Consider the following 18,385-nt stretch of genomic DNA (forward strand, 5'->3'; position numbering starts at 1 on the left):
GAACCCGGAAGTTAAGCCTTTCAGCGCCGATGGTACTGCATGGGAGACTGTGTGGGAGAGTAGGACACCGCCGGACTTTCTTTAGTGTCGAGGGTCGCCCCGGAATGCACGGGTGCGGCCCTCGACGCATGTAATGCCCCAGTCGAAGTAGGCTGCAGGGGCAACCGAACGACGACGACAGTGACGGACGTGATGAGCGCGGAAGAGGACGGCCGAAACGGCGAGGACCGGCGCGGCAGGGACGGGGGGCGCGACAAGCCCGCCCGTCGCGGGGGGGACGGTCGCGGCGACGCCGGTCGGCGCCGGGACGGCGGCCCTCGCGGTGCGGCGCCGCGGTCGGGCGGCCCCCGAGGCGCCCAGGGCCGTCCGCGACAGAGCGGCCAGTCGGGGAACGGCGGTGGCCGTTCCTTCGGCGGCGGCCGTCCGGGTGGCGGCGGCTTCCGGCGCGATGACCGCCGCGAAGACCGTCCGCCTCGACGCGACTTTCGCGACGATGACCGCCGGGGCGACGGCCCGCGCGGTGGCCAGGACCGTCCGTACCGCGGCTCCGACGACCGCCGTCAGGGCGGCGAGGGGCGTTTCGACCGTCGTGACGACCGCGGCGGACGTGGATCGGGTGGCCCGCGTGGCCCCCGTCAGGGCGGGCCGCAGGGCGAGCGGCGTTACCAGGGGCGTCCCGGCGACCGTGATGACAGGCGTCCGTTCCGGTCCGGCGACGACCGGTCCGAGCGTCCGTCCGGTGGTCCGCGCCGCGACGACCGGAAGCCCTTCCGGCAGGACCGCGGTCCCGGCCGTCCGCAGGGCGGCGGCTTCCGCGACCGTGACGACCGCTCCGGCAGGTCCGACGACCGTCGCGGCCTCGGCGGACCCCGATTCGACCGGCAGGAACGTTCGGGACGTCCGGACGACCGTCGCGGTCCCCGCTTCGAGCGGCGCGACGATCGCGGTGGTCGGCCCTTCGAACGGCGGGACGACCGTCCGGGCGACGATCGGCGTCCGTCCGGTGGTCCGCGTTTCGAGCGGCGCGACGACCGTGGTCAGGGAGATGATCGGCGTCCGTCCAGTGGCCCGCGCTACGACCGGCGTGATGACCATGGTCAGGGTGACGACCGGCGTTCGTTCGGCGGCCCGCGCTACGACCGGCGGGACGACCGTCAGGGAGATGACCGGCGTCCGTCCGGTGGGCCCCGCTTTGACCGGCGGGACGATCGTGGGCGCGGTGATGACCGGCGTCCGTCCGGTGGCCCGCGCTATGAGCGGCGGGACGACCGTGGTGATGACCGGCGTTCGTCGGGCGGTCCGCGTTATGAGCGTCGGGACGATCGGCGTGGGCCGGGCGGTCCTCGCTTTGAGCGGCGTGATGACCGTGGGGGACGTCCGGACGACCGGCGTGGCCCGCGCTTCGAGCGGCGGGACGACCGTCCGGGCGATGATCGGCGTTCGTCGGGCGGTCCGCGTTACGAGCGGCGCGATGACCGGCGTGGGCCGGGTGGCCCTCGGTTCGAGCGGCGCGACGACCGTGGGGGACGTCCGGACGACCGGCGCGGCCCCCGGCCGGACCGGCGCGACGATCGGCGTTCCGGTGGTGGGCCGCAGCGCGGTTCCGGCCGTCCGCCGTTCCGCCAGGGCGACCGCGACGATCGGCGTCCGTGGCAGGACCGGGGCGGCCGTCCTGGCGATGAGCACGCGTCCACTGAGCTGAAGCACGACGACCCGCTGCTGCCCGACGACGTCACCGGCGAGGAGCTGGACGCGGAGGCCCGCGCCGAGCTGCGCACGCTGCCGAAGGACCTCGCGACCCGCGTCGCCCGTCACCTGGTGATGGCGGGGCGGCTCGCGGAGGACGATCCCGAGCAGTCGTACAAGCACGCGCGTGCGGCCCGGCGGGTGGCGTCGCGGGTCGGGATCGTCCGGGAGGCGGCGGGGCTCGCCGCCTACCACGCCGGCGAATGGGCCGAGGCGCTCGCCGAACTGCGGGCCGCGCGGCGGCTCGGCGCGGGGGACGAGACGTACCTTCCGGTTATGGCGGACAGCGAGCGCGGACTGGGGCGTCCCGAGCGGGCGCTGGACCTGGTCAAGTCGCCCGAGGCGTCCCGGCTGGACACGGCAGGGCTGGTGGAACTGCGGATCGTGGAGTCCGGCGCCCGCCGCGACCTCGGTCAGCACGACGCCGCCGTCGTGACCCTCCAGATCCCCGAGCTGCGCGACCGGCGGCTCCGGCCGTGGTCGGCGCGGCTGTTCTACGCCTACGCGGACGCGCTGGCCGAGGCCGGACGGGAGACCGAGGCGTCCGACTGGTTCGCGCGGTCCGCCGCCGCCGACCGCGACGGCGAGACCGACGCGGCGGAGCGCTACGCGGAGATCGAGGGCCTGGAGATCGTCGACACCGAGGAGGACGACGACACGTTCGTCGCCGACGCGGAGCTGGACGAGGCCCCGACCGTCGGCGCGGACGAGCCGGAGGCCCAGGACGTCGTCGTCGCGGACGAGCCCGACGTCACGGACCCGGCGGACGACGGGGAGGCGCTCGGCGAGCCGGTCGCGGAGACCGCGACGGACCCGCTGACCTTCGCCTTCGCGCCGGACACCCCGCCGGCGGCCGACGCGGACGTCCCCGAGGCGCCCGCCGTCTTCCTGGCGCCCGAGCCGGCGCCGGAGAAGGACGAGGACGAGTGAGATCAGGCCGTCCGCCCCCGTGGCGGACGGCCTGACCCTTTCACGCGTGCTGTGACAGCGCGTGCATGATGCCGACGACGTTGCTCTCGTCGCTGTTGAGCACCTGGTACTTGGCGGCGATGTTCGGGTCGACGTCGTCCTGCGTGATGCGGTAGCGGTGCGCGGTGCGCTCGCGGACCATCTCGACGGCGTGGTCGACGTCGAGCCCGGCATCGCGGGCGTCCCGGACGGCGTCCACCCAGACGCGCAGTTCCTCGGCGGACCGCTCCAGCGTGTCCTGGACCGCCGTCACCGGGCCGTAGTGCGCGAACAGCAGCCGTTGCGGCTGGAGCGCGGCGAAGCGCCGGAGCGAGCCGAGCGCGGTGTCCAGGTCGAAGTCCGGCGGGGGCGTCGCGGGACGGACGTCGGCGGTTTCCTGAAGGTAGATTCCGGCGGCGTCCCCGACGTAGAGGTCGCCGGTCGCGGAGTCCATGAGCCCGACGTGGTGCTTGGCGTGTCCCGGCGAATAGTGCGATTCCAGGCGTCGGCCGCCGCCGAGGTCGATGACGCCGGTGTCGTCCACCGCCCGGATCCGCGCCGCGTCGGTCGGCTTCAGCTCGCCGAACAGGACGTCGAGCGCGTCCCCGTAGACCCGCCGCGCGCTGCGCATCAGCCGTTCCGGCGAGACGAGGTGGCGCGCGCCCTTCTCGTGGACGACGACCTCGGCGTCGGGGTACATCGCGGCGATGTCGCCGACGCCGCCGGCGTGGTCCAGGTGGATGTGGGTGACGACCACGGTCGCGAGGTCGGCGGCGGTGACGCCGAGTTCGGTCAGCGCGGCCTGGACGATCGGCGCGGACCCGGACGTTCCGGGCTCGACCAGGCATGGCCGGTCGGACAGGATCAGGTATCCGGCCGTGATCCCGCTGTATCCCGCCATCCGCGTGTCGATCTCGTAGACGTCCCCGCCGAGCGGCGTGATCGTGGTCTCCATGGCCCGATCATCGCGCTCCGGGACGCGGTTATCCACAGTTCGAGCCCGGGGTTTCGCCGTCGGCGTCCGGCGCTCCATCCTGGTCGAGGAGGCGCAGGACGAGGCCGGTGCGGGGTTTCGGGCCGAAGGAGGTGGACTTCCGGGGAACGCGGTCGCCGTGCGCGGCGACGGCCATGACATCGCGAACAGAGAGGGGGTTGAGCAGGACGGCGGTGCCGCCGGTCGCGCGGGCGCGGTCGAGGGCGGCGGCCGGGTCGTCGTGGACGATCTCGACGGCGTCCTCGTCGCGGGGCACGTTCCAGAGGGCGTCGATGAGGAGCCGGTCGAGGACGGTCGTGTTCAGCCTGCGGACGAGCGGGGACACGCTGGCGGGCACGGCGCGCTCAAGCCGGGCCGGGTCGGGCCGCGTCAGCAGGTGCAGGCCGTGCGCGCCGCCGAGCAGGAACGCGGGCTCGTCCGCCGCCGCGAGCGCGTCGAGCGCGGGGGACAGGTCGGTGAACGAGGTGACGCCGAAGGCCGTCCGGGCGGCCGTCAGCGCCGTCTCGGGGTCCAGACCCGGCAGGACGCGGTGGATGGCGCCCAGCCGGGGCGGGTAGCGCGTGGAGTCGACGAGGAGGGCCATGCCGTAATCGCAGGGACCGGGGCCGCTCTGGCGGGCCTGGAGGAGGCGGTACGTCGCGTACCGGTGGTGACCGTCGGCGATCAGCGCCTGCCGAGGCCACAGGTCGTCGGCGATGCGCGCGTGCAGACGCGGATCGGTGATCCGCCACAGCCGGTGGACGAGCCCGTCGCGATCCCGGAACTCGACGAGGGGCTCACCGGACGCGGCGTCGTCCACGATGTCCGCCGTGACCCCGCCGCCCTCATAGGTCAGGAAGATCGGCTCCAGGTTGGCGCGCGTCGCGCTCATCAACGCCAGCCGGTCGCGCACGGGCCCGGGATAGACGTCCTCATGCGGCAGCACAACCCGGTCGCCCTCCGCCCGCAGCCCGAGCGCACCAATAAGCCCACGCTGCAGAACAACACCACCACCAGCGCCCCCACCAGCGCCCCCGTCCGTGCCCTCGCCGGTGCCTCCGTCCGTGCCCTCGCCCCCGCCCGTGCCTGCGTCCGTGCCCTCGCTAGCGCTCCCGCCAACGCACTCGTCCGCACGCCCGACGCCCTCGTCAGCACCTTCGACAGGCCTACCGGCAGCACGACCGCCAGTGTCCCCGCCGAGGCGCGCCTCACCGGGCACTGCACCAGGAGTGTCACTCGCGTCGCTGCCTCTGTCGGTACGCCCGTCGGCACTCGCGGCACCGCGTTCGACGCCGGGCGCGGCGCCTGCGTCTGCGCTTCCGCCAGTGTCCCCGCGAGCGCTCGGGTCGGCATTGTGGCCAGCGTCCCCGCTGGCCCTCTCGGCGCTCCCAATGGGCCCGCCAGGGGTACCTGTGGCCGCGCTCGCGCCTGCGCCTGCGCGCTTGGCTGTGGTGTACCTGATGGTGGTTGTTTCGGGGTGGCGGGTGGCTGCTGCGTGGGAGCGGGCCCGGGCGGTCGGGCTGTTTGCGTCTGGCTTGGGGCTTGTGTCGGTGCTGGCGGCTTTGGGGGTGGTGGCGGCTTCGTAGATGTAGAGGGCTGGGGTGTCGTCGGGGCGGAGGGTGCCGTTGGCCAGCCAGTGGCGTAGTGCTGCGGCGGCGTCGGCGTAGTCGGAGGACTCCGGGCGGGGGTGGATGAGGCGGGCGATGTTGTGTTCGTCGGTGTTCAGGAGTGAGCGGGTCTCCGCGTCGTCCAGGAGGTCGTAGGGCGGGCTCGTCACGGTGGACAGGTCTTCGATGCGGGTCGGGTCGAAGCGCACGCCGCGGAAGGGGGCCAGGACCAGTCCGGCGGCGGGCCTGGGGTCCGGTGTGCCGAACGCCCATGCGCTGAAGTCCTCCGGATTGGATCCGGAAGGGAGATCGCCGTCCACTGTGGGCATGCTAACCACCGGCGGCCCCCCGCCGCGTGAGCGGGTACCGTCGAAAGTGATCACGATCGCACGGGAGGTCCATATGAGTCTTCAAGGACCGGGACGGCCGGACGATTCCACGGGTGAGCATCCTCCCGGCGGCGACGTGTACGAGTGGTACACGCGTGGGCTCAGTCTGTTGCGGTCGGGCAGTGCTGCCGCGGCGCTCCAGCTCCTGGCCCGTGCGGCCGATGCCGAGCCGGACTCGCGTGCCATTCGTGAGGCGCTGGCGCGGGCTCAGTTCGGGGCCCGGCGGTTCGGGGACGCCGCCGACAGCTTCCGCTCGATCGTCGCCGATGATCCCGCTGAGGATTACGCCCTGTTCGGGCTGGGGCTTGCGCTCAGCCGCATGGGCGACTTTCGCGGCGCCGTCGAGCCGCTTGCCCTTGCTGCCGCTATGCGGCCCGACAACAAGGACTACGCCAACGCCCTCCGGCACGTTCGCGCCACCCTCGCCTCGCGCGACTGACTTCCTCCGCCCGTTCACCCCCTCCGTTCTTTCTCCGCTCCGTCCGTTCGCCCCTCCGTCCGTTCGCCCCTCCGTCCGTTCACCGCTCCCTTTTGCCCCTTCGACCTTCCCGCCTGATCGCCCCTGACCACGACCATCACTGTTGCAGCGCTGATCGCGATCACGTTGCATCGAGTGTCGCCGGTTCGCGTTTGTGGGACCTCCTCCGTCCGCGTTGGACGAATCAATTGCGGCCTCGCTTTTGGCGGGCTCGTGTACTCGGCGCGATCAGCGCCCGCTGTCGAGCGCTGGGGATGCTTGCGCTGGCGGGGCTGAGTGTGGTGTGCGTCATGGTCGGTTGAAGTTTGATCGTGGGTGCGTCGGCGGCGGTGCTGGTGGGTGCGATCCAAATGGGTGGGTGCTTCGGGGATGGGGGCTGGGCGTCTCGGTGGCGGGGCGGGGGAGATGGTGTGATGGACGGGATCCCGGGCGGTGCTCGGGGGTTCGTGGCGACCGCGTGAGGGACGAGGTGCGATGCGAGGGTCCGACAGGCCGCTCAGCGAGGTGTACGACGTGGCGTTGCTCGACCTCGACGGGGTCGTCTACGTCGGGCACAGGCCCGTTCCGGGGGCGGCGGAGGCGCTGGCCAAGGCGCGTGCGGCGGGGCAGCGGCTGGCGTTCGTCACCAACAACGCGTCCCGGACGCCCTCGGCCGTCGCGACGTTGCTGCGCAGCGTCGGCGTGCCCGCCGATCCGGCCGATGTCGTGACGTCGTCGCAGGCCGCCGCGACGCTTCTCGCCGAGCGGCTGCCCGCCGGGGCCAAAGTGCTCGTCGTCGGCGGTGCGGCGTTGCGGCGCGCGCTTCATGCGCGGGGGTTGCGGCCGGTGTCGACGGCGGCCGAGAAGCCCGCCGCCGTTGTGCAGGGATTCGATCCGAGTCTGTCGTACGGGCTGATCGCGGAGGGGGCGAAGGCGGTGCTCGCCGGGGCGCTGTTCGTCGGCTCGAATGGCGATCGCACCATTCCGGACGGCGACGGTGTTCCGAAGCCCGGCAACGGTTCGCTGCTCCAGGTGATCCGGTCGGCGACCGGGGTGGATCCGATCGTGACGGGCAAGCCGGAGCGTCCGCTGCACCACGAGTCGGTGGTCCGGACGGGCGCCGAGCATCCTCTCGTCGTCGGAGACCGGCTCGACACCGACATCGAGGGCGCGCACAACGGCGGCGCCGACAGCCTGCTCGTCTTCACGGGCGTCACCCGGCCGCGCGACGTGCTCACCGCCCCGCCCGAGCATCGGCCGACCTTTCTGGCGGCCGATCTGGGCGGTCTCGTCGCCGGGCATCCGGAGGTCGTCCGGGACGGGGACGCCTGGCGCTGCAACGCCTGGACGGCGACGCGCGACGGCGACGCGCTCTCCGTCGAGGGGTCCGGCGATCCGTACGACGGCCTGCGTGCGCTCGCCGCCGCGTCCTGGCGCGACGCGGCGGCGCCGTCCGCCGAGGCCGTCGACGGTCCGCTGCGGACGCTCGGGCTCGCGTAGAGCGCGGCGGGTCAGAGGGCTTGGCGCACGGCGGCGCCGTCCGCCGAGGCCGTCGACGGTTCGCCGCGGGCGCCCGGGCCCGCCGGGTCGGTCAGAGGGCTTTGCGCAGGCGCAGGAGGTCGGTGAAGCTCGCCTCGACGCGCAGGCGGCCCGACGTCCACGCGCGGGCGGGATGGAGGCGGTCGTCGGCGAGGGCGACGAGGTCGTCGCTGTTCACCGTCAGCCGAACCTGGCCGACGGACGGGTCCTCGGTGCGCCGCACGGGGTCCAGGCCGCCGGGGTGCACGCGGGTCGCGAACGCGATCCCGAGGTCGGGGATCCGGCAGGTGATGGTGCGTTCCACCACGTGCTCGGCGAACCGCTCGGGGTCCACGTCGGCGAGCCGGGCGGCGACCCGGTCGAGCGCGGCACGGCATTCGTCCTCGTTCGCCATGGTCAGGCCGTTCCCCCGTTCGGTCGACAACGATGCCGTGAAGGGACGGTAGCGTTCAGACCGGTCCCCGAGCGACCCGCGACCCGCGGGCCGGAGATGTCCAGGAGGTCAGGCCGATGTCCGACGGCACCGCGCCGCACGCGTCCACCGGGGACGCGCGCGTCGACACGGTCCTCGCGCGCCTCGGCGAGCTGCCCGGCGCGCCGGTCGCCGCGCACGTGGCGGTGTTCGAGGACGTCCACGCGCGGCTCCAGGAACTGCTCGACGGCGAGCCCGCGCAGCCGCCGGTCCCGGGGCCGCGCCCGTGACGCGGCGGCGGCTCGACGCCGAGCTGGTCCGGCGCGGCCTGGCGCGGTCGCGCGAGCAGGCGGCCCAGCTCATCGGCGACGGCCTCGTCCGCGTCGGCGGGCAGCAGGCGGCGAAGGCGGCGACGCAGGTCGAGACCGGCGCCGCGATCGTCGTCACCGCGCCCGCCGACGATCCCGGGTACGTCTCGCGCGGCGGCCACAAGCTCGCGGGCGCCCTCGCCGCGTTCGCGGACCTCAAGCCGGCGGGCCGGGTGTGCCTGGACGCGGGCGCGTCCACGGGCGGCTTCACCGACGTCCTGCTGCGCGCCGGCGCCGCGCACGTCTACGCCGTGGACGTCGGCTACGGGCAGATCGCGTGGTCCCTGCGCACCGACGACCGCGTCACCGTGCTGGAACGCGTCAACATCCGGGACCTGACGCCCGAGACGCTGGGGCAGCCGGAGGCCGAACGGCCGGACCTGGTCGTCGGGGACCTCTCGTTCATCTCGCTGCGGCTCGTCCTCGAACCGATCCGGCGCTGCGTCGCGCCGGACGCCGACTACGCGCTCATGGTCAAGCCCCAGTTCGAGGTGGGGAAGGACCGCGTCGGGGCGGGCGGCGTGGTGCGGGATCCGGAGCTGCGCGCCGAGGCCGTCCGGGGCGTCGCCGCGCACGCCGCGACGCTCGGGCTCGGCGTCAAGGGCGTGGCGGCCAGCCCGCTGCCCGGCCCGTCGGGCAACGTGGAGTACTTCTTGTGGATGGCGGCGGGAGCGCCGCCCCTGGACGCGGACGACCTCGCCCGCGCGATCGAGGAGGGGCCGCGGTGAGCGAACCGCAGGCGCGCGGCACCGGGCGCGCCGCAGGTGAGCGAGCGCGAACCGCGGGCGCCCGCCGTGCGCTGGACCGGGGAGCGGCGGGAGCGTGCGACCAGAGACGCGGCTCAGAACGCGCCGCAGGCGGGCGGGAGACACTGTGAGCGAGCTGGAGGCGCGTGCCGTGCGGTGGGCTGAGGAGCGCGCGCAGCGGGGGACGTGCGAGCACGTGACGAGGGAAGCGCGGCTTGAAGTGCGCCGCAAGCGAACGGGAAACGCTGTGAGCGAGCCGGAGGCGCGCGGCGCGCGGTGGGCTGAGGAGCGCGCGCAGCGAGGGGCGAGCGAGCACGTGACGAGCGAAGCGCGCGGCTCAAGGCGCGCCGTAGGCGGGCGGGGAACGCTGTGAGCGAGCCGGAGGCGCGTGCCATGCGGTGGGCTGGGGAACGGCGGGAGCGTGCGATCAGAGTGGCGAGGGAAGCGCGCAGCGCAAGACGCGCTCTAGGCGAGCGGGGGACAGCTTGAGCGAGCCGCAGGCGCGGTCGGTGCTGATCGTCGCCCATACGGGACGGCCCGAGGCCGTCCGCAGCGCGCATCTGGTCATCGACCGGCTGGCCGAGGCCGGGGTGGCGGTGCGCGTGCTGGAGGACGAGGCGGCCGACATCGGGTGCGCCGACGTCGAGGTGGTGCCCGACGGTCCGTCCGCCGCGGCAGCCGCCGAGGTCGTCATGGTGCTCGGCGGGGACGGGACGCTGCTGCGCGCCGCCGACCTGGCGAGGTCCGCAGGGACGCCGCTGCTCGGCGTGAACCTCGGCCATGTCGGGTTCCTCGCCGAGGCCGAGCGCGAAGATCTCGCCGCCACCGTCGACCGGGTCGTGTCGCACCGGTACGACGTCGAGGAGCGGATGACGATCGACGTGACCGTCCGCCGCAACGGCGAGGTGATCGGGACGAACTGGGCGCTGAACGAGGCGTCGGTGGAGAAGGGCGAGCGGGAGCGGATGCTGGAGGTCGTCGCCGAGATCGACGGCCGTCCGCTGTCGAACTGGGGCTGCGACGGCGTCGTCTGCGCGACCCCGACCGGTTCGACCGCCTACGCGTTCTCGGCGGGCGGCCCGGTGGTGTGGCCGGAGGTCGAGGCGATGCTCGTCGTGCCGATCTCCGCGCACGCGCTGTTCTCCCGTCCGCTGGTCGTTTCGCCGCGCTCGCTCGTCGCGATCGAAGTGATGGCGGACACACCGGGCGCGGTGTTGTGGTGCGACGGACGGCGCATGATCGACCTGCCGGACGGCGCCCGCGTCGAGGTGCGCAGGGGCGCGAAACCCGTGCGCCTGGCGCGATTGCACCTGACCCCGTTCACCGACCGGCTGGTGACCAAGTTCGGCCTCCCGGTGACGGGCTGGCGCGGACGGTCCCGGCCGCGTCCCGAGGAGCCGGGTGCCGGACACGAGAGATAATCTCGGGCAGCCGCGGAAACCGTTGTGCGAGGGGTTGTGACGCCGGTGCGTCCGATGATCGATGAGGTGCGGATCCAGGGCCTCGGCGTGATCGACGAGGCCGTCCTCGATCTTTCGCCGGGCTTCAACGTCGTCACCGGCGAGACCGGGGCCGGGAAGACGATGGTGGTGACGAGCCTCGGCCTGCTGTTCGGCGGGCGCGCCGACCCGCAGCGGGTGCGGCCCGGCGCCGACCGCGCGGTCGTCGAGGGACGGCTCGTCGTGGATCCGGGCGGCCGGGTGGCCGAGCGGGTCGAGGAGGCGGGCGGCGAGCTGGACGACGACGCGCTCATCGTCACCCGCTCGGTCTCGGCGGAGGGAAGGTCCCGCGCGCACCTCGGCGGCCGGGCCGTGCCGGTCAGCGTGCTGATCAACCTGGCGGACGATCTCGTGGCCGTCCACGGCCAGTCCGACCAGCAGCGGCTGCTGCAGGCGGGCCGCCAGCGCGCCGCGCTCGACCGGTACGCGGGCGGCGAGCTGACCAAGCCGCTGCGCGCCTACACGCGCTCGTTCCAGCGGCACAAGAAGGTCGCGGCGCTGCTGGAGGAGCTGACGACGCGCGCCAACGAGCGCGTCCGCGAGGCGGAACTGCTGCGCTTCGGCCTGGAGGAGATCGAGAAGGTCGACCCCAAGGAGGGCGAGGACGTCGACCTCGCCGCCGAGGAGGAGCGCCTGGGCCACGCCGACGCGCTGCGGGCGGCGGCCGACACGGCGCACGAGGCGCTGCTCGGCGACCCGGCGGCGGCGTTCGAGGCCGCCAACGTCGTGAGCCTGCTCGGCCGGGCGCGCGCCGCGCTGGAGCAGGTCCGCGACCACGACCCGGAGCTGGGCGGCCACGCCGACCGGCTCGCCGAGGCGGGCTACCTGGTGTCGGACGTCGCGACCGACCTCGCCGCCTACGCCGAGTCGGTGGACGCCGACCCGGCGCGGCTCGCCGTCGTGCAGGAGCGCCGCGCGGAGGTCACGGCGCTGGCGCGCAAGCACGGCGGGACGGTCGCGGGCGTCCTGGAGTGGGCGCGCACGTCCGCCGCCCGCCTCACCGAGCTGACCGGCGACGACGACCGCATCGACGAGCTGCGGGCCGAGCACGCCGAGCTGACCGAGCGGCTGGCCGCCGAGGCCGAAGAACTGACGGCCGTAAGGACGCGCGCCGCCGAGCGGTTCTCCGCCGCCGTCACCGCCGAGCTGGCCGCGCTCGCGATGCCGCACGCGCGCGTCGAGGTGAACGTCACGCCGTCCGCCGACTACGGCCCGCACGGCGCCGACGAGGTCGAGGTCCTGCTCGCCCCGCACCCCGGCGCCCGGCCGCTGCCGCTGAACAAGGGCGCGTCCGGCGGCGAGCTGTCGCGCGTCATGCTCGCGATCGAGGTGGTGTTCGCGGGCGCCGACCCGGTGCCCACGTTCGTGTTCGACGAGGTGGACGCGGGCGTCGGCGGGAAGGCCGCCGTCGAGATCGGCCGCCGCCTCGCGCGGCTGGCCCGCAACGCCCAGGTGATCGTCGTGACGCACCTGCCGCAGGTCGCGGCGTTCGCCGACCAGCACCTGCTGGTGGAGAAGGCCGACGACGGGTCGGTCACGCGCAGCGGCGTCACCGCGCTGGACCGGGAGGGCCGCGTCCGCGAGCTGTCCCGGATGCTGGCCGGCCTCGAGGACTCCGAGCTGGGCCGCGCCCACGCCGAGGAACTGCTCGGCCTGGCCGCCGGCGAGCGGTGAGGCGTGCGCGTTCCCGCGCTCTGGCAGGATGAGGGAACGATGAACGAGTCGTCACCGGCCGCGGAGCGGCGGATCCGCCTCGCGCCGTCGCTGGCGCGGCGCGTCCGCGCGTTCGGACGCGGGCGGAGCGACGGTCCCGGCGTCACCGGCACCGTCCGGCTGGACAAGCGCACCAAGAACCTCACCAAGCGGCTCCAGCCCGGCGAGGTCGCCGTCATCGACCACGTCGACCTCGACCGGGTCAGCGCGGAGGCGCTGGTGTCGTGCCAGGTCGCGGCGGTGGTGAACGTCGCGCCGAGCATCTCGGGCCGGTACCCGAACCTCGGCCCGCAGATCCTCGTGGACGCGGGCATCACGCTGGTCGACGGCGTCGGCCCCGAGATCTTCACGGCGCTCGGCGAGGGCGACCAGGTCCTCGTGGAGGGCGGCGCGGTCCGGCGCGGGGACGAGACCGTCGCCACCGGCACCGAGCAGACCCTCGCGACCGTCGAGGAGGCGCTGGCCGAGGCGAAGGCGGGCCTGGCCGACCAGCTCGAGGCGTTCGTCGAGAACACGATGGAGTACGTCAAGCGCGAGCGCGACCTGCTCATCGACGGCGTCGGCGTCCCGGACGTGAAAACGAAGATCAGCGGTCGGCACGCGCTGATCGTCGTGCGCGGCTACCACTACCGCGAGGACATCGCCGCCCTGCGCCCCTACATCCGCGAGTACCGGCCGGTGCTGATCGGCGTGGACGGCGGCGCGGACGCGCTGCTGGAGGCCGGCTACCGCCCCGACATGATCGTCGGCGACATGGACTCGGTGTCGGACGGCGCGCTGACGTGCGGCGCGGAGATCGTCGTCCACGCCTACCGGGACGGGCGCGCGCCGGGCCTCAAGCGCGTCCACGACCTCGGCCGGGAGGCGGTGACGTTCCCGGCGACCGCCACCAGCGAGGACATCGCGATGCTGCTCGCCGACGACAAGGGCGCCACGCTCATCGTCGCCGTCGGCACGCACGCGAACATGGTCGAGTTCCTCGACAAGGGCCGCGCGGGCATGGCCAGCACGTTCCTCACCCGGCTGCGGGTCGGCAGCAAGCTCGTGGACGCCAAGGGCGTCAGCAGGCTCTACCGCAGCCGGATCTCCACCTGGCAGCTGCTGTTCCTCGTCATCGGCGCGTTCGTCGCCATGTCCACCGCCGTGTTCATGTCCCCCGCGGGCGACGTCATCCGTCCCCTGCTGGCCGACCGCTGGCACGCCTTCCTCTTCTGGCTGACCGGACTCTTCTCGTGATCGACTTCCGCTACCACCTCGTCTCCATCGTCGCGATCTTCCTCGCGCTGGCCCTCGGGATCATCCTCGGCTCCACCACCCTGTCGGACTCGGTGACGGCCGGGCTGAAGCGGGAGGCCAACACCGCGGCCAAGCGCAACGAGGCGTTGCGGCAGGAGCAGAGCCGTCTCGCCGCCCAGACGCGCGGCGAGGAGCAGTTCGCGCGCGGCCTCGGCGCGCAGATCGTCGCGGGCCGCCTCAAGGGCCAGTCGGTCGTGCTGGTCGAGGCGCCCGGCGCGGGCAACGACGGGCTGGAGAAGATCGGCGACCTGGCCAAGGCGGCGGGCGCGACCGTCACCGGCCGCGTGACGATCCAGGCCAAGTTCCTGGACGCGCGCGAGGGCGCGACCGTCGACCAGCTCGCCACCCAGCTCCGTCCGCCGGCGGTGCCGTTCGCCGGGGACGCCGACGCCTACGAGAAGGCGGGGGCGGTGCTCGCGTCGGCGCTCGTGACGCGGAACGCGGCGCAGATCGGGCGGGAGGACGCGTCCGGCAGCGCGATCCTCACCCGCTTCCAGCAGGCGGGTTACCTGACCCTCAGCGGGAAGCCCGCCCAGCATGCGACACTCGCCGTCATGGTCGCGCCGTCCACCCCCTACACCTACACCGGCGGCGACGCCGCCAACAAGGCGCTGCTGTCGGTGACGGGAGCGCTGGACGCCGCCGGACGCGGCGCCGTCGTGGGCGGCCCGCAGCAGGCGGCGCAGGAGGGCGGCCTGATCACGGCGCTCCGCGACGCCGACCTGCGCAAGACCGTCTCGGACGTGGACACGGCCGACACAGCCTCCGGCCAGGTCGTGACGATCCTGGCCCTCCAGAACGAGCTGAGCGGCAAGTCGGGGCAGTACGGCACGGGCTCGGACGCGAGCGGATACCTGCCGTCCCCCGCGCCCGCCGCCGGAAAGAACGGATGACACACCGATGACTGCGAGCAGGAACGGCCGCGTGCGCGGCACCGTCCGGCTGCTGGCGGGGGCGGCGCTCGGCGCCGCCGCCGCCCGCGCCGCCTACGCCTCGCTGACCGCGCGGACGCCCGGCCTCGGCGGCGTGGCCGGGGACGAGCTGTGGGGCCGCACCAACCACCGCGGCGAGCCCGTGACGCTGCTGGAGGGCCCCGCGTTCGTCGCGGGCGCCGCGTCCGCCGGGCTGCTGCTGCCCGGCCTGCCGCCGCGGCTGCGCGCGGCGGCGCTGCTGGCCGGGACGGTCCCCGGCGCGCTCGGCGGCTACGACGACCTGTTCGGGTCGGGCGCGTCGCGCGGCTTCAAGGGCCACCTCGGCGCGCTGGCGCGCGGCGAGGTCACCACCGGCGCGGTGAAGATCCTCGGGATCGGGGTCGCCGGGCTGGCCGCCGCCGCCGTCGCCGGGTCGCCCGCGCCGTCCCGGGGCGGACGGCTGTTCGACACGGTGCTGAACGGCGCGCTCATCGCGGGCAGTGCCAACCTGATGAACCTGTTCGACCTGCGGCCCGGCCGCGCGATCAAGGTCGGGCTGCTCACCGGGGCGCCGCTGGCGTTCACGGCGGGCGGCGCCGTCACCGCCGCGCCGCTCGGCGCCGCCGCCGCGCTGCTGCCCGCCGACCTCGGCGAGCGGGCCATGCTCGGCGACACCGGCGCGAACGCGCTCGGCGCGCTGCTCGGCCTGGCCGCCACCCGGCTCGGACGCGGGCCGCGCCTCGCGGTGTTCGCCGGCGTCGCGGGGCTCAACGCCGCCAGCGAGTTCGTCAGCTTCACCAAGGTCATCGCGCGGACGCCGGTGCTGCACAGGCTCGACATGCTGGGCCGCCGTCCGGTCGCGGCACCCGATCCGGTGCCCGCCGCGTCGGGGACGACCGCGCCCGCCGCGTCCTGACCGTCCGTCCCGAGTCCCGGTGAGCCCGATCCCCGTGAGCGCCCTTCCGTGAGCCCATCTGCGCGCCGCCTGACCGGCGGCCTGGCGGGCGCGGCCGTCCTCATCGGCGTCATCACGGTGCTGTCGCGGCTCGCCGGGTTCGGCCGGACGTACGTGTTCTCCCAGACCGTCACGACGTCCTGCCTCAGCCAGGCGTACTTCACCTCGACGCAGATCCCGAGCATCGTCTACGAGATCGTCGCGGGCGGGGCGCTGGCGAGCATGGTCGTGCCGGTGCTGGCGGCGCCCGCCGAGCGCGGCGACCGCGACGAGGTCCGGCGGATCGCGTCGGCGCTGCTGACCTGGGTCGTCGTGCTGATGGTGCCGCTGTCGGCGGCGATGGCGCTGCTGGCGCGGCCGGTCATGGAGCTGCTGGTCGGGCCGGACCTCATCGGCTGCTCGCGGCACGACATCGTCGGCGTCGGCGGGGACATGCTGGCCATCCTCGCCCCCCAGATGATCATGTACGGGCTGGCGGTCGTGCTGTACGGGGTGCTGCAGTCGCACCGGCGGTTCGCCGCGCCCGCGCTCGCGCCGCTGATGTCCAGCCTCGTCGTGATCGGCGCCTACCTGGTGTACGCGCCGCTCGGCCGGGGCTTCGAGAACGACCTCGCGCACCTGCCGCCGCGCGCCGAGCTGACGCTGTCGGTCGGGACGGCCCTCGGCGGCGTCGCGATGGCCGCCACCGCCGGGATCGCCGCGTGGCGGCTGCGGCTCGGGCTGCGGCCGACGCTGCGGTTCCCGCCCGGCGTCGCGCGGCGGGTGCGGCGGCTCGCGGTCGCGGGCCTCGCGACGGTCGTCGCGCAGCAGGTGTCGGCGCTGCTGGTCGTCCGGCTCAGCTACCGGGGGACGGGCGGCGCGCTCGCCAACTACCAGTACGCCTGGTCGATCTACCTGCTGCCGTGGGCGATCCTCGCCGTGCCGATCGCGACCAGCGCGTTCCCGCTGCTGTCGGCGCGGACCGGGCCGGACGACGCGGCGGCGTTCGACCGGATCACCGCGTCCACGACCCGCGCCGTGCTGCTCGTGTCGTGCGCGGGGGCGGCGGTGCTCGCGGCGGTGGCCGTCCCGGCGGCGGCGGTGTTCAACCCGGGCCGGGCCGACCAGCAGGAGGTGCTGGCCCGCGCCGTGCTCGCGTTCGCGCCCGGCCTGCTGGGCTACGGGCTGGTCGCGCATCTCGGGCGCGTCCTGTACGCGTGCCGCCGGGGACGCGCGGGCGCCGTCGCCGTCGTCGCGGGCTGGGCGGTCGTGATGGTCGCCGACGTCGTGCTCGTCCTGCTCGTGGACCCCCACTGGGTCGTCGCCGCGCTCGGCCTCGGCAACGCGGCCGGGATGACGGCGGCGGGCGCGCTGCTGCTCGGCGTCCTCGCCCGCGCCCGGGGCCGCGCCGCGCTGCACGGCGTCCCGCGCGCGCTGGCCGCGTCGGCGGCCGGGGCGGTTGCGGGCGCGGGCGCCGGGTACGGGCTCGCGGCGCTGCTCGGCACCGGCGGGCAGGTCCGCGACGTCGCGGTGGGCGCGCTGGCCGCACTGGCCGCCGGGACGGTGTTCCTGGCGGTGACGTTCGTGATCGACGGGCGGGACCTCCGCGCCGTCCTCAGCCGGAGGTTCGCACGCGATGCGCCCTGACGAGAAGCCCGTGGAACGCGATCTGGACGGGCTGCGCGTCGCGCTCGTCCTCGGCACCAGCGGCGGGGGAGTGGGGCGGCACGTCCGGTCGGTCGCGGCCGGGCTCACGGCGCGCGGCGCCCGCGTGCTCGTCTGCGGCCCGGCCGCGACCGAGGAGCTGTTCGCGTTCACCGAGGCCGGGGCGCGGTTCGCGGCCGTGGACCTCGCCGACCGGCCGCGCCCGGCCCGGGACGCGCGCGCCGTGGCGCGGCTGCGGCGGCTGCTGCGGAACGCCGACGTCGTCCACGCGCACGGCCTGCGGGCGGGGGCGCTGGCCGTCGCGGCGGGCGTCCGGCCCGCCGTCGGGCCGCTGCGGATCGGCCGGGGCCGCACGCCGCTCGCCGTCACCCTGCACAACGCCGTCCTCGCGGGCGGGCGCACCGCCGCCGTGTACGGGCTGCTGGAGCGCATCGTCGCCCACGGCGCGGACGCGGTGCTCGGCGTCTCCCCGGACCTGGAGGAGCGGATGCGGTCGCTCGGGGCGCGGCGCGTCGAGGCGGCGTTCGTGCCCGCGCCGCCGCCGCGCTCCAGCCCGGGACCGGCCGTCCGCGCCGACGTCCGCGCCCGGCTCGGCGTCGGCGACCGGCCGCTGATCCTCGCGGTCGGACGGCTCGCCGAGCAGAAGGGCCTGCCGACGCTGCTGGACGCGGCGGCGGGCTGGGCGCGCCGCGACCCGGCGCCGCTGGTCGCCATCGCCGGGGACGGGCCGCTGGAGGAACATCTCGCCGCCCGGATCGCCGCCGAGGACCTGCCGGTGCGGCTGCTCGGCCGCCGCTCGGACGTCCCGGACCTGCTCGCCGCCGCCGACGTCGCGGTGGTGCCGAGCGTCTGGGAGGGGCAGCCGCTGATCGTCCAGGAGATCATGCGGGCGGGCCGGCCGCTGGTCGCCACCCGCGTGGGCGGGATCCCGGCGATGGTCGGGGCGTCCGCGCGCGGCCCGGCCGCCGGATCGCCGCTGCAGGGGCCGGAGAGCGACGCGGCGCTGCTCGTCCCGCCGGGCGACGCGGCGGCGCTGGAACGGGCCGTGAACCGGGTCTTGGACGACGCGGCGCTGGCCGTCCGGCTCGGGACGGCCGGGGCGCTGCGCGCGGCGGCCCTCCCCTCGGAGGCGGACGCGGTGGAACAGCTCGCCGTCCTCTACCGCGCGCTCCGCTGAGACCG

At 74.9% G+C, this 18,385-nt stretch carries 16 protein-coding genes and 1 rRNA gene; 13 read left to right on the top strand and 4 right to left on the bottom strand.

Annotated elements, in window-relative coordinates:
• Positions 1-76: ribosomal RNA gene (gene rrf / locus GQ466_RS26440) — 5S ribosomal RNA — on the top strand; the annotation flags it as partial.
• Between the two features lie 5 nt (positions 77-81).
• On the opposite strand, the gene GQ466_RS31070 is transcribed toward rrf, so the two are convergent.
• The gene (locus GQ466_RS31070; RefSeq protein ID WP_202421238.1) at positions 82-1,815 is read right to left on the bottom strand and encodes a hypothetical protein; all 1,734 of its coding nucleotides are present in this window, start codon (positions 1,813-1,815) and stop codon (positions 82-84) included.
• Between the two features lie 6 nt (positions 1,816-1,821).
• Between GQ466_RS31070 and GQ466_RS26445 the strand changes: the two genes are divergently transcribed.
• The gene (locus GQ466_RS26445; protein WP_237418412.1) at positions 1,822-2,676 is read left to right on the top strand and encodes a hypothetical protein; all 855 of its coding nucleotides are present in this window, start codon (positions 1,822-1,824) and stop codon (positions 2,674-2,676) included.
• Between the two features lie 40 nt (positions 2,677-2,716).
• Here GQ466_RS26445 and GQ466_RS26450 read toward each other — a convergent pair whose 3' ends face one another.
• Together GQ466_RS26450 and GQ466_RS32050 are read right to left on the bottom strand one after the other, a co-directional pair.
• Positions 2,717-3,649: an MBL fold metallo-hydrolase gene (locus tag GQ466_RS26450; protein WP_161105771.1), complete on the bottom strand. Its 933-nt coding sequence runs from the start codon at positions 3,647-3,649 to the stop codon at positions 2,717-2,719.
• A 28-nt stretch (positions 3,650-3,677) separates the two neighbouring features.
• A complete protein-coding gene (locus GQ466_RS32050) occupies positions 3,678-5,603 on the bottom strand; it encodes a DUF1015 family protein (protein WP_237418413.1) in 1,926 nt (641 codons plus the stop codon).
• 46 nt (positions 5,604-5,649) lie between these two features.
• Between GQ466_RS32050 and GQ466_RS26465 the strand changes: the two genes are divergently transcribed.
• Together GQ466_RS26465 and GQ466_RS26470 are read left to right on the top strand one after the other, a co-directional pair.
• Positions 5,650-6,102: a tetratricopeptide repeat protein gene (locus GQ466_RS26465; protein WP_337193640.1), complete on the top strand. Its 453-nt coding sequence runs from the start codon at positions 5,650-5,652 to the stop codon at positions 6,100-6,102.
• Between the two features lie 513 nt (positions 6,103-6,615).
• Positions 6,616-7,620, top strand: coding sequence for an HAD-IIA family hydrolase (locus GQ466_RS26470; protein WP_161105772.1), 1,005 nt, complete (start codon positions 6,616-6,618; stop codon positions 7,618-7,620).
• Positions 7,621-7,711: 91 nt separating this feature from the next.
• Here the strand turns inward: GQ466_RS26470 and GQ466_RS26475 are convergent, their stop codons facing one another.
• Positions 7,712-8,053 (bottom strand): SCP2 sterol-binding domain-containing protein, encoded by a 342-nt coding sequence (locus GQ466_RS26475; RefSeq protein ID WP_161105773.1) that lies wholly within the window; start codon positions 8,051-8,053, stop codon positions 7,712-7,714.
• A gap of 116 nt (positions 8,054-8,169) precedes the next feature.
• Here GQ466_RS26475 and GQ466_RS26480 point away from each other — a divergent pair, with 116 nt between their 5' ends.
• From GQ466_RS26480 to GQ466_RS26520, 9 genes are all read left to right on the top strand, one after another.
• Positions 8,170-8,361, top strand: coding sequence for a hypothetical protein (locus GQ466_RS26480; RefSeq protein ID WP_161105774.1), 192 nt, complete (start codon positions 8,170-8,172; stop codon positions 8,359-8,361).
• Positions 8,358-9,167, top strand: a complete 810-nt coding sequence (locus GQ466_RS26485; protein ID WP_161105775.1) for a TlyA family rRNA (cytidine-2'-O)-methyltransferase — start codon at positions 8,358-8,360, stop codon at positions 9,165-9,167. Before GQ466_RS26480 ends, GQ466_RS26485 begins: the two co-directional genes overlap by 4 nt.
• A 503-nt stretch (positions 9,168-9,670) precedes the next feature.
• Positions 9,671-10,606: an NAD kinase gene (locus tag GQ466_RS26490; RefSeq protein ID WP_161105776.1), complete on the top strand. Its 936-nt coding sequence runs from the start codon at positions 9,671-9,673 to the stop codon at positions 10,604-10,606.
• A gap of 54 nt (positions 10,607-10,660) precedes the next feature.
• The gene (gene recN, locus GQ466_RS26495; protein ID WP_161105777.1) at positions 10,661-12,358 is read left to right on the top strand and encodes a DNA repair protein RecN; all 1,698 of its coding nucleotides are present in this window, start codon (positions 10,661-10,663) and stop codon (positions 12,356-12,358) included.
• 39 nt (positions 12,359-12,397) lie between these two features.
• Complete coding sequence (gene steA, locus GQ466_RS26500) at positions 12,398-13,633, top strand: putative cytokinetic ring protein SteA (RefSeq protein ID WP_202421170.1); 1,236 nt, start codon at positions 12,398-12,400, stop codon at positions 13,631-13,633.
• On the top strand, positions 13,630-14,586 hold the full coding sequence (locus tag GQ466_RS26505; RefSeq protein WP_161105778.1) for a copper transporter: 957 nt from the start codon (positions 13,630-13,632) through the stop codon (positions 14,584-14,586). The genes steA and GQ466_RS26505 overlap by 4 nt, the downstream gene beginning before the upstream one ends.
• Before the next feature lie 7 nt (positions 14,587-14,593).
• Complete coding sequence (locus GQ466_RS26510) at positions 14,594-15,520, top strand: hypothetical protein (RefSeq protein ID WP_161105779.1); 927 nt, start codon at positions 14,594-14,596, stop codon at positions 15,518-15,520.
• A 48-nt stretch (positions 15,521-15,568) separates the two neighbouring features.
• Entirely contained in the window at positions 15,569-17,185 is a 1,617-nt protein-coding gene (murJ, locus tag GQ466_RS26515; protein WP_161105780.1) for a lipid II flippase MurJ, read from the top strand.
• Positions 17,175-18,380, top strand: coding sequence for a glycosyltransferase family 4 protein (locus GQ466_RS26520; RefSeq protein ID WP_202421171.1), 1,206 nt, complete (start codon positions 17,175-17,177; stop codon positions 18,378-18,380). The genes murJ and GQ466_RS26520 overlap by 11 nt, the downstream gene beginning before the upstream one ends.
• Positions 18,381-18,385 lie beyond the last annotated feature (5 nt).

Source organism: Actinomadura rayongensis (assembly GCF_009831215.1).
Lineage (GTDB): Bacteria > Actinomycetota > Actinomycetes > Streptosporangiales > Streptosporangiaceae > Spirillospora > Spirillospora rayongensis.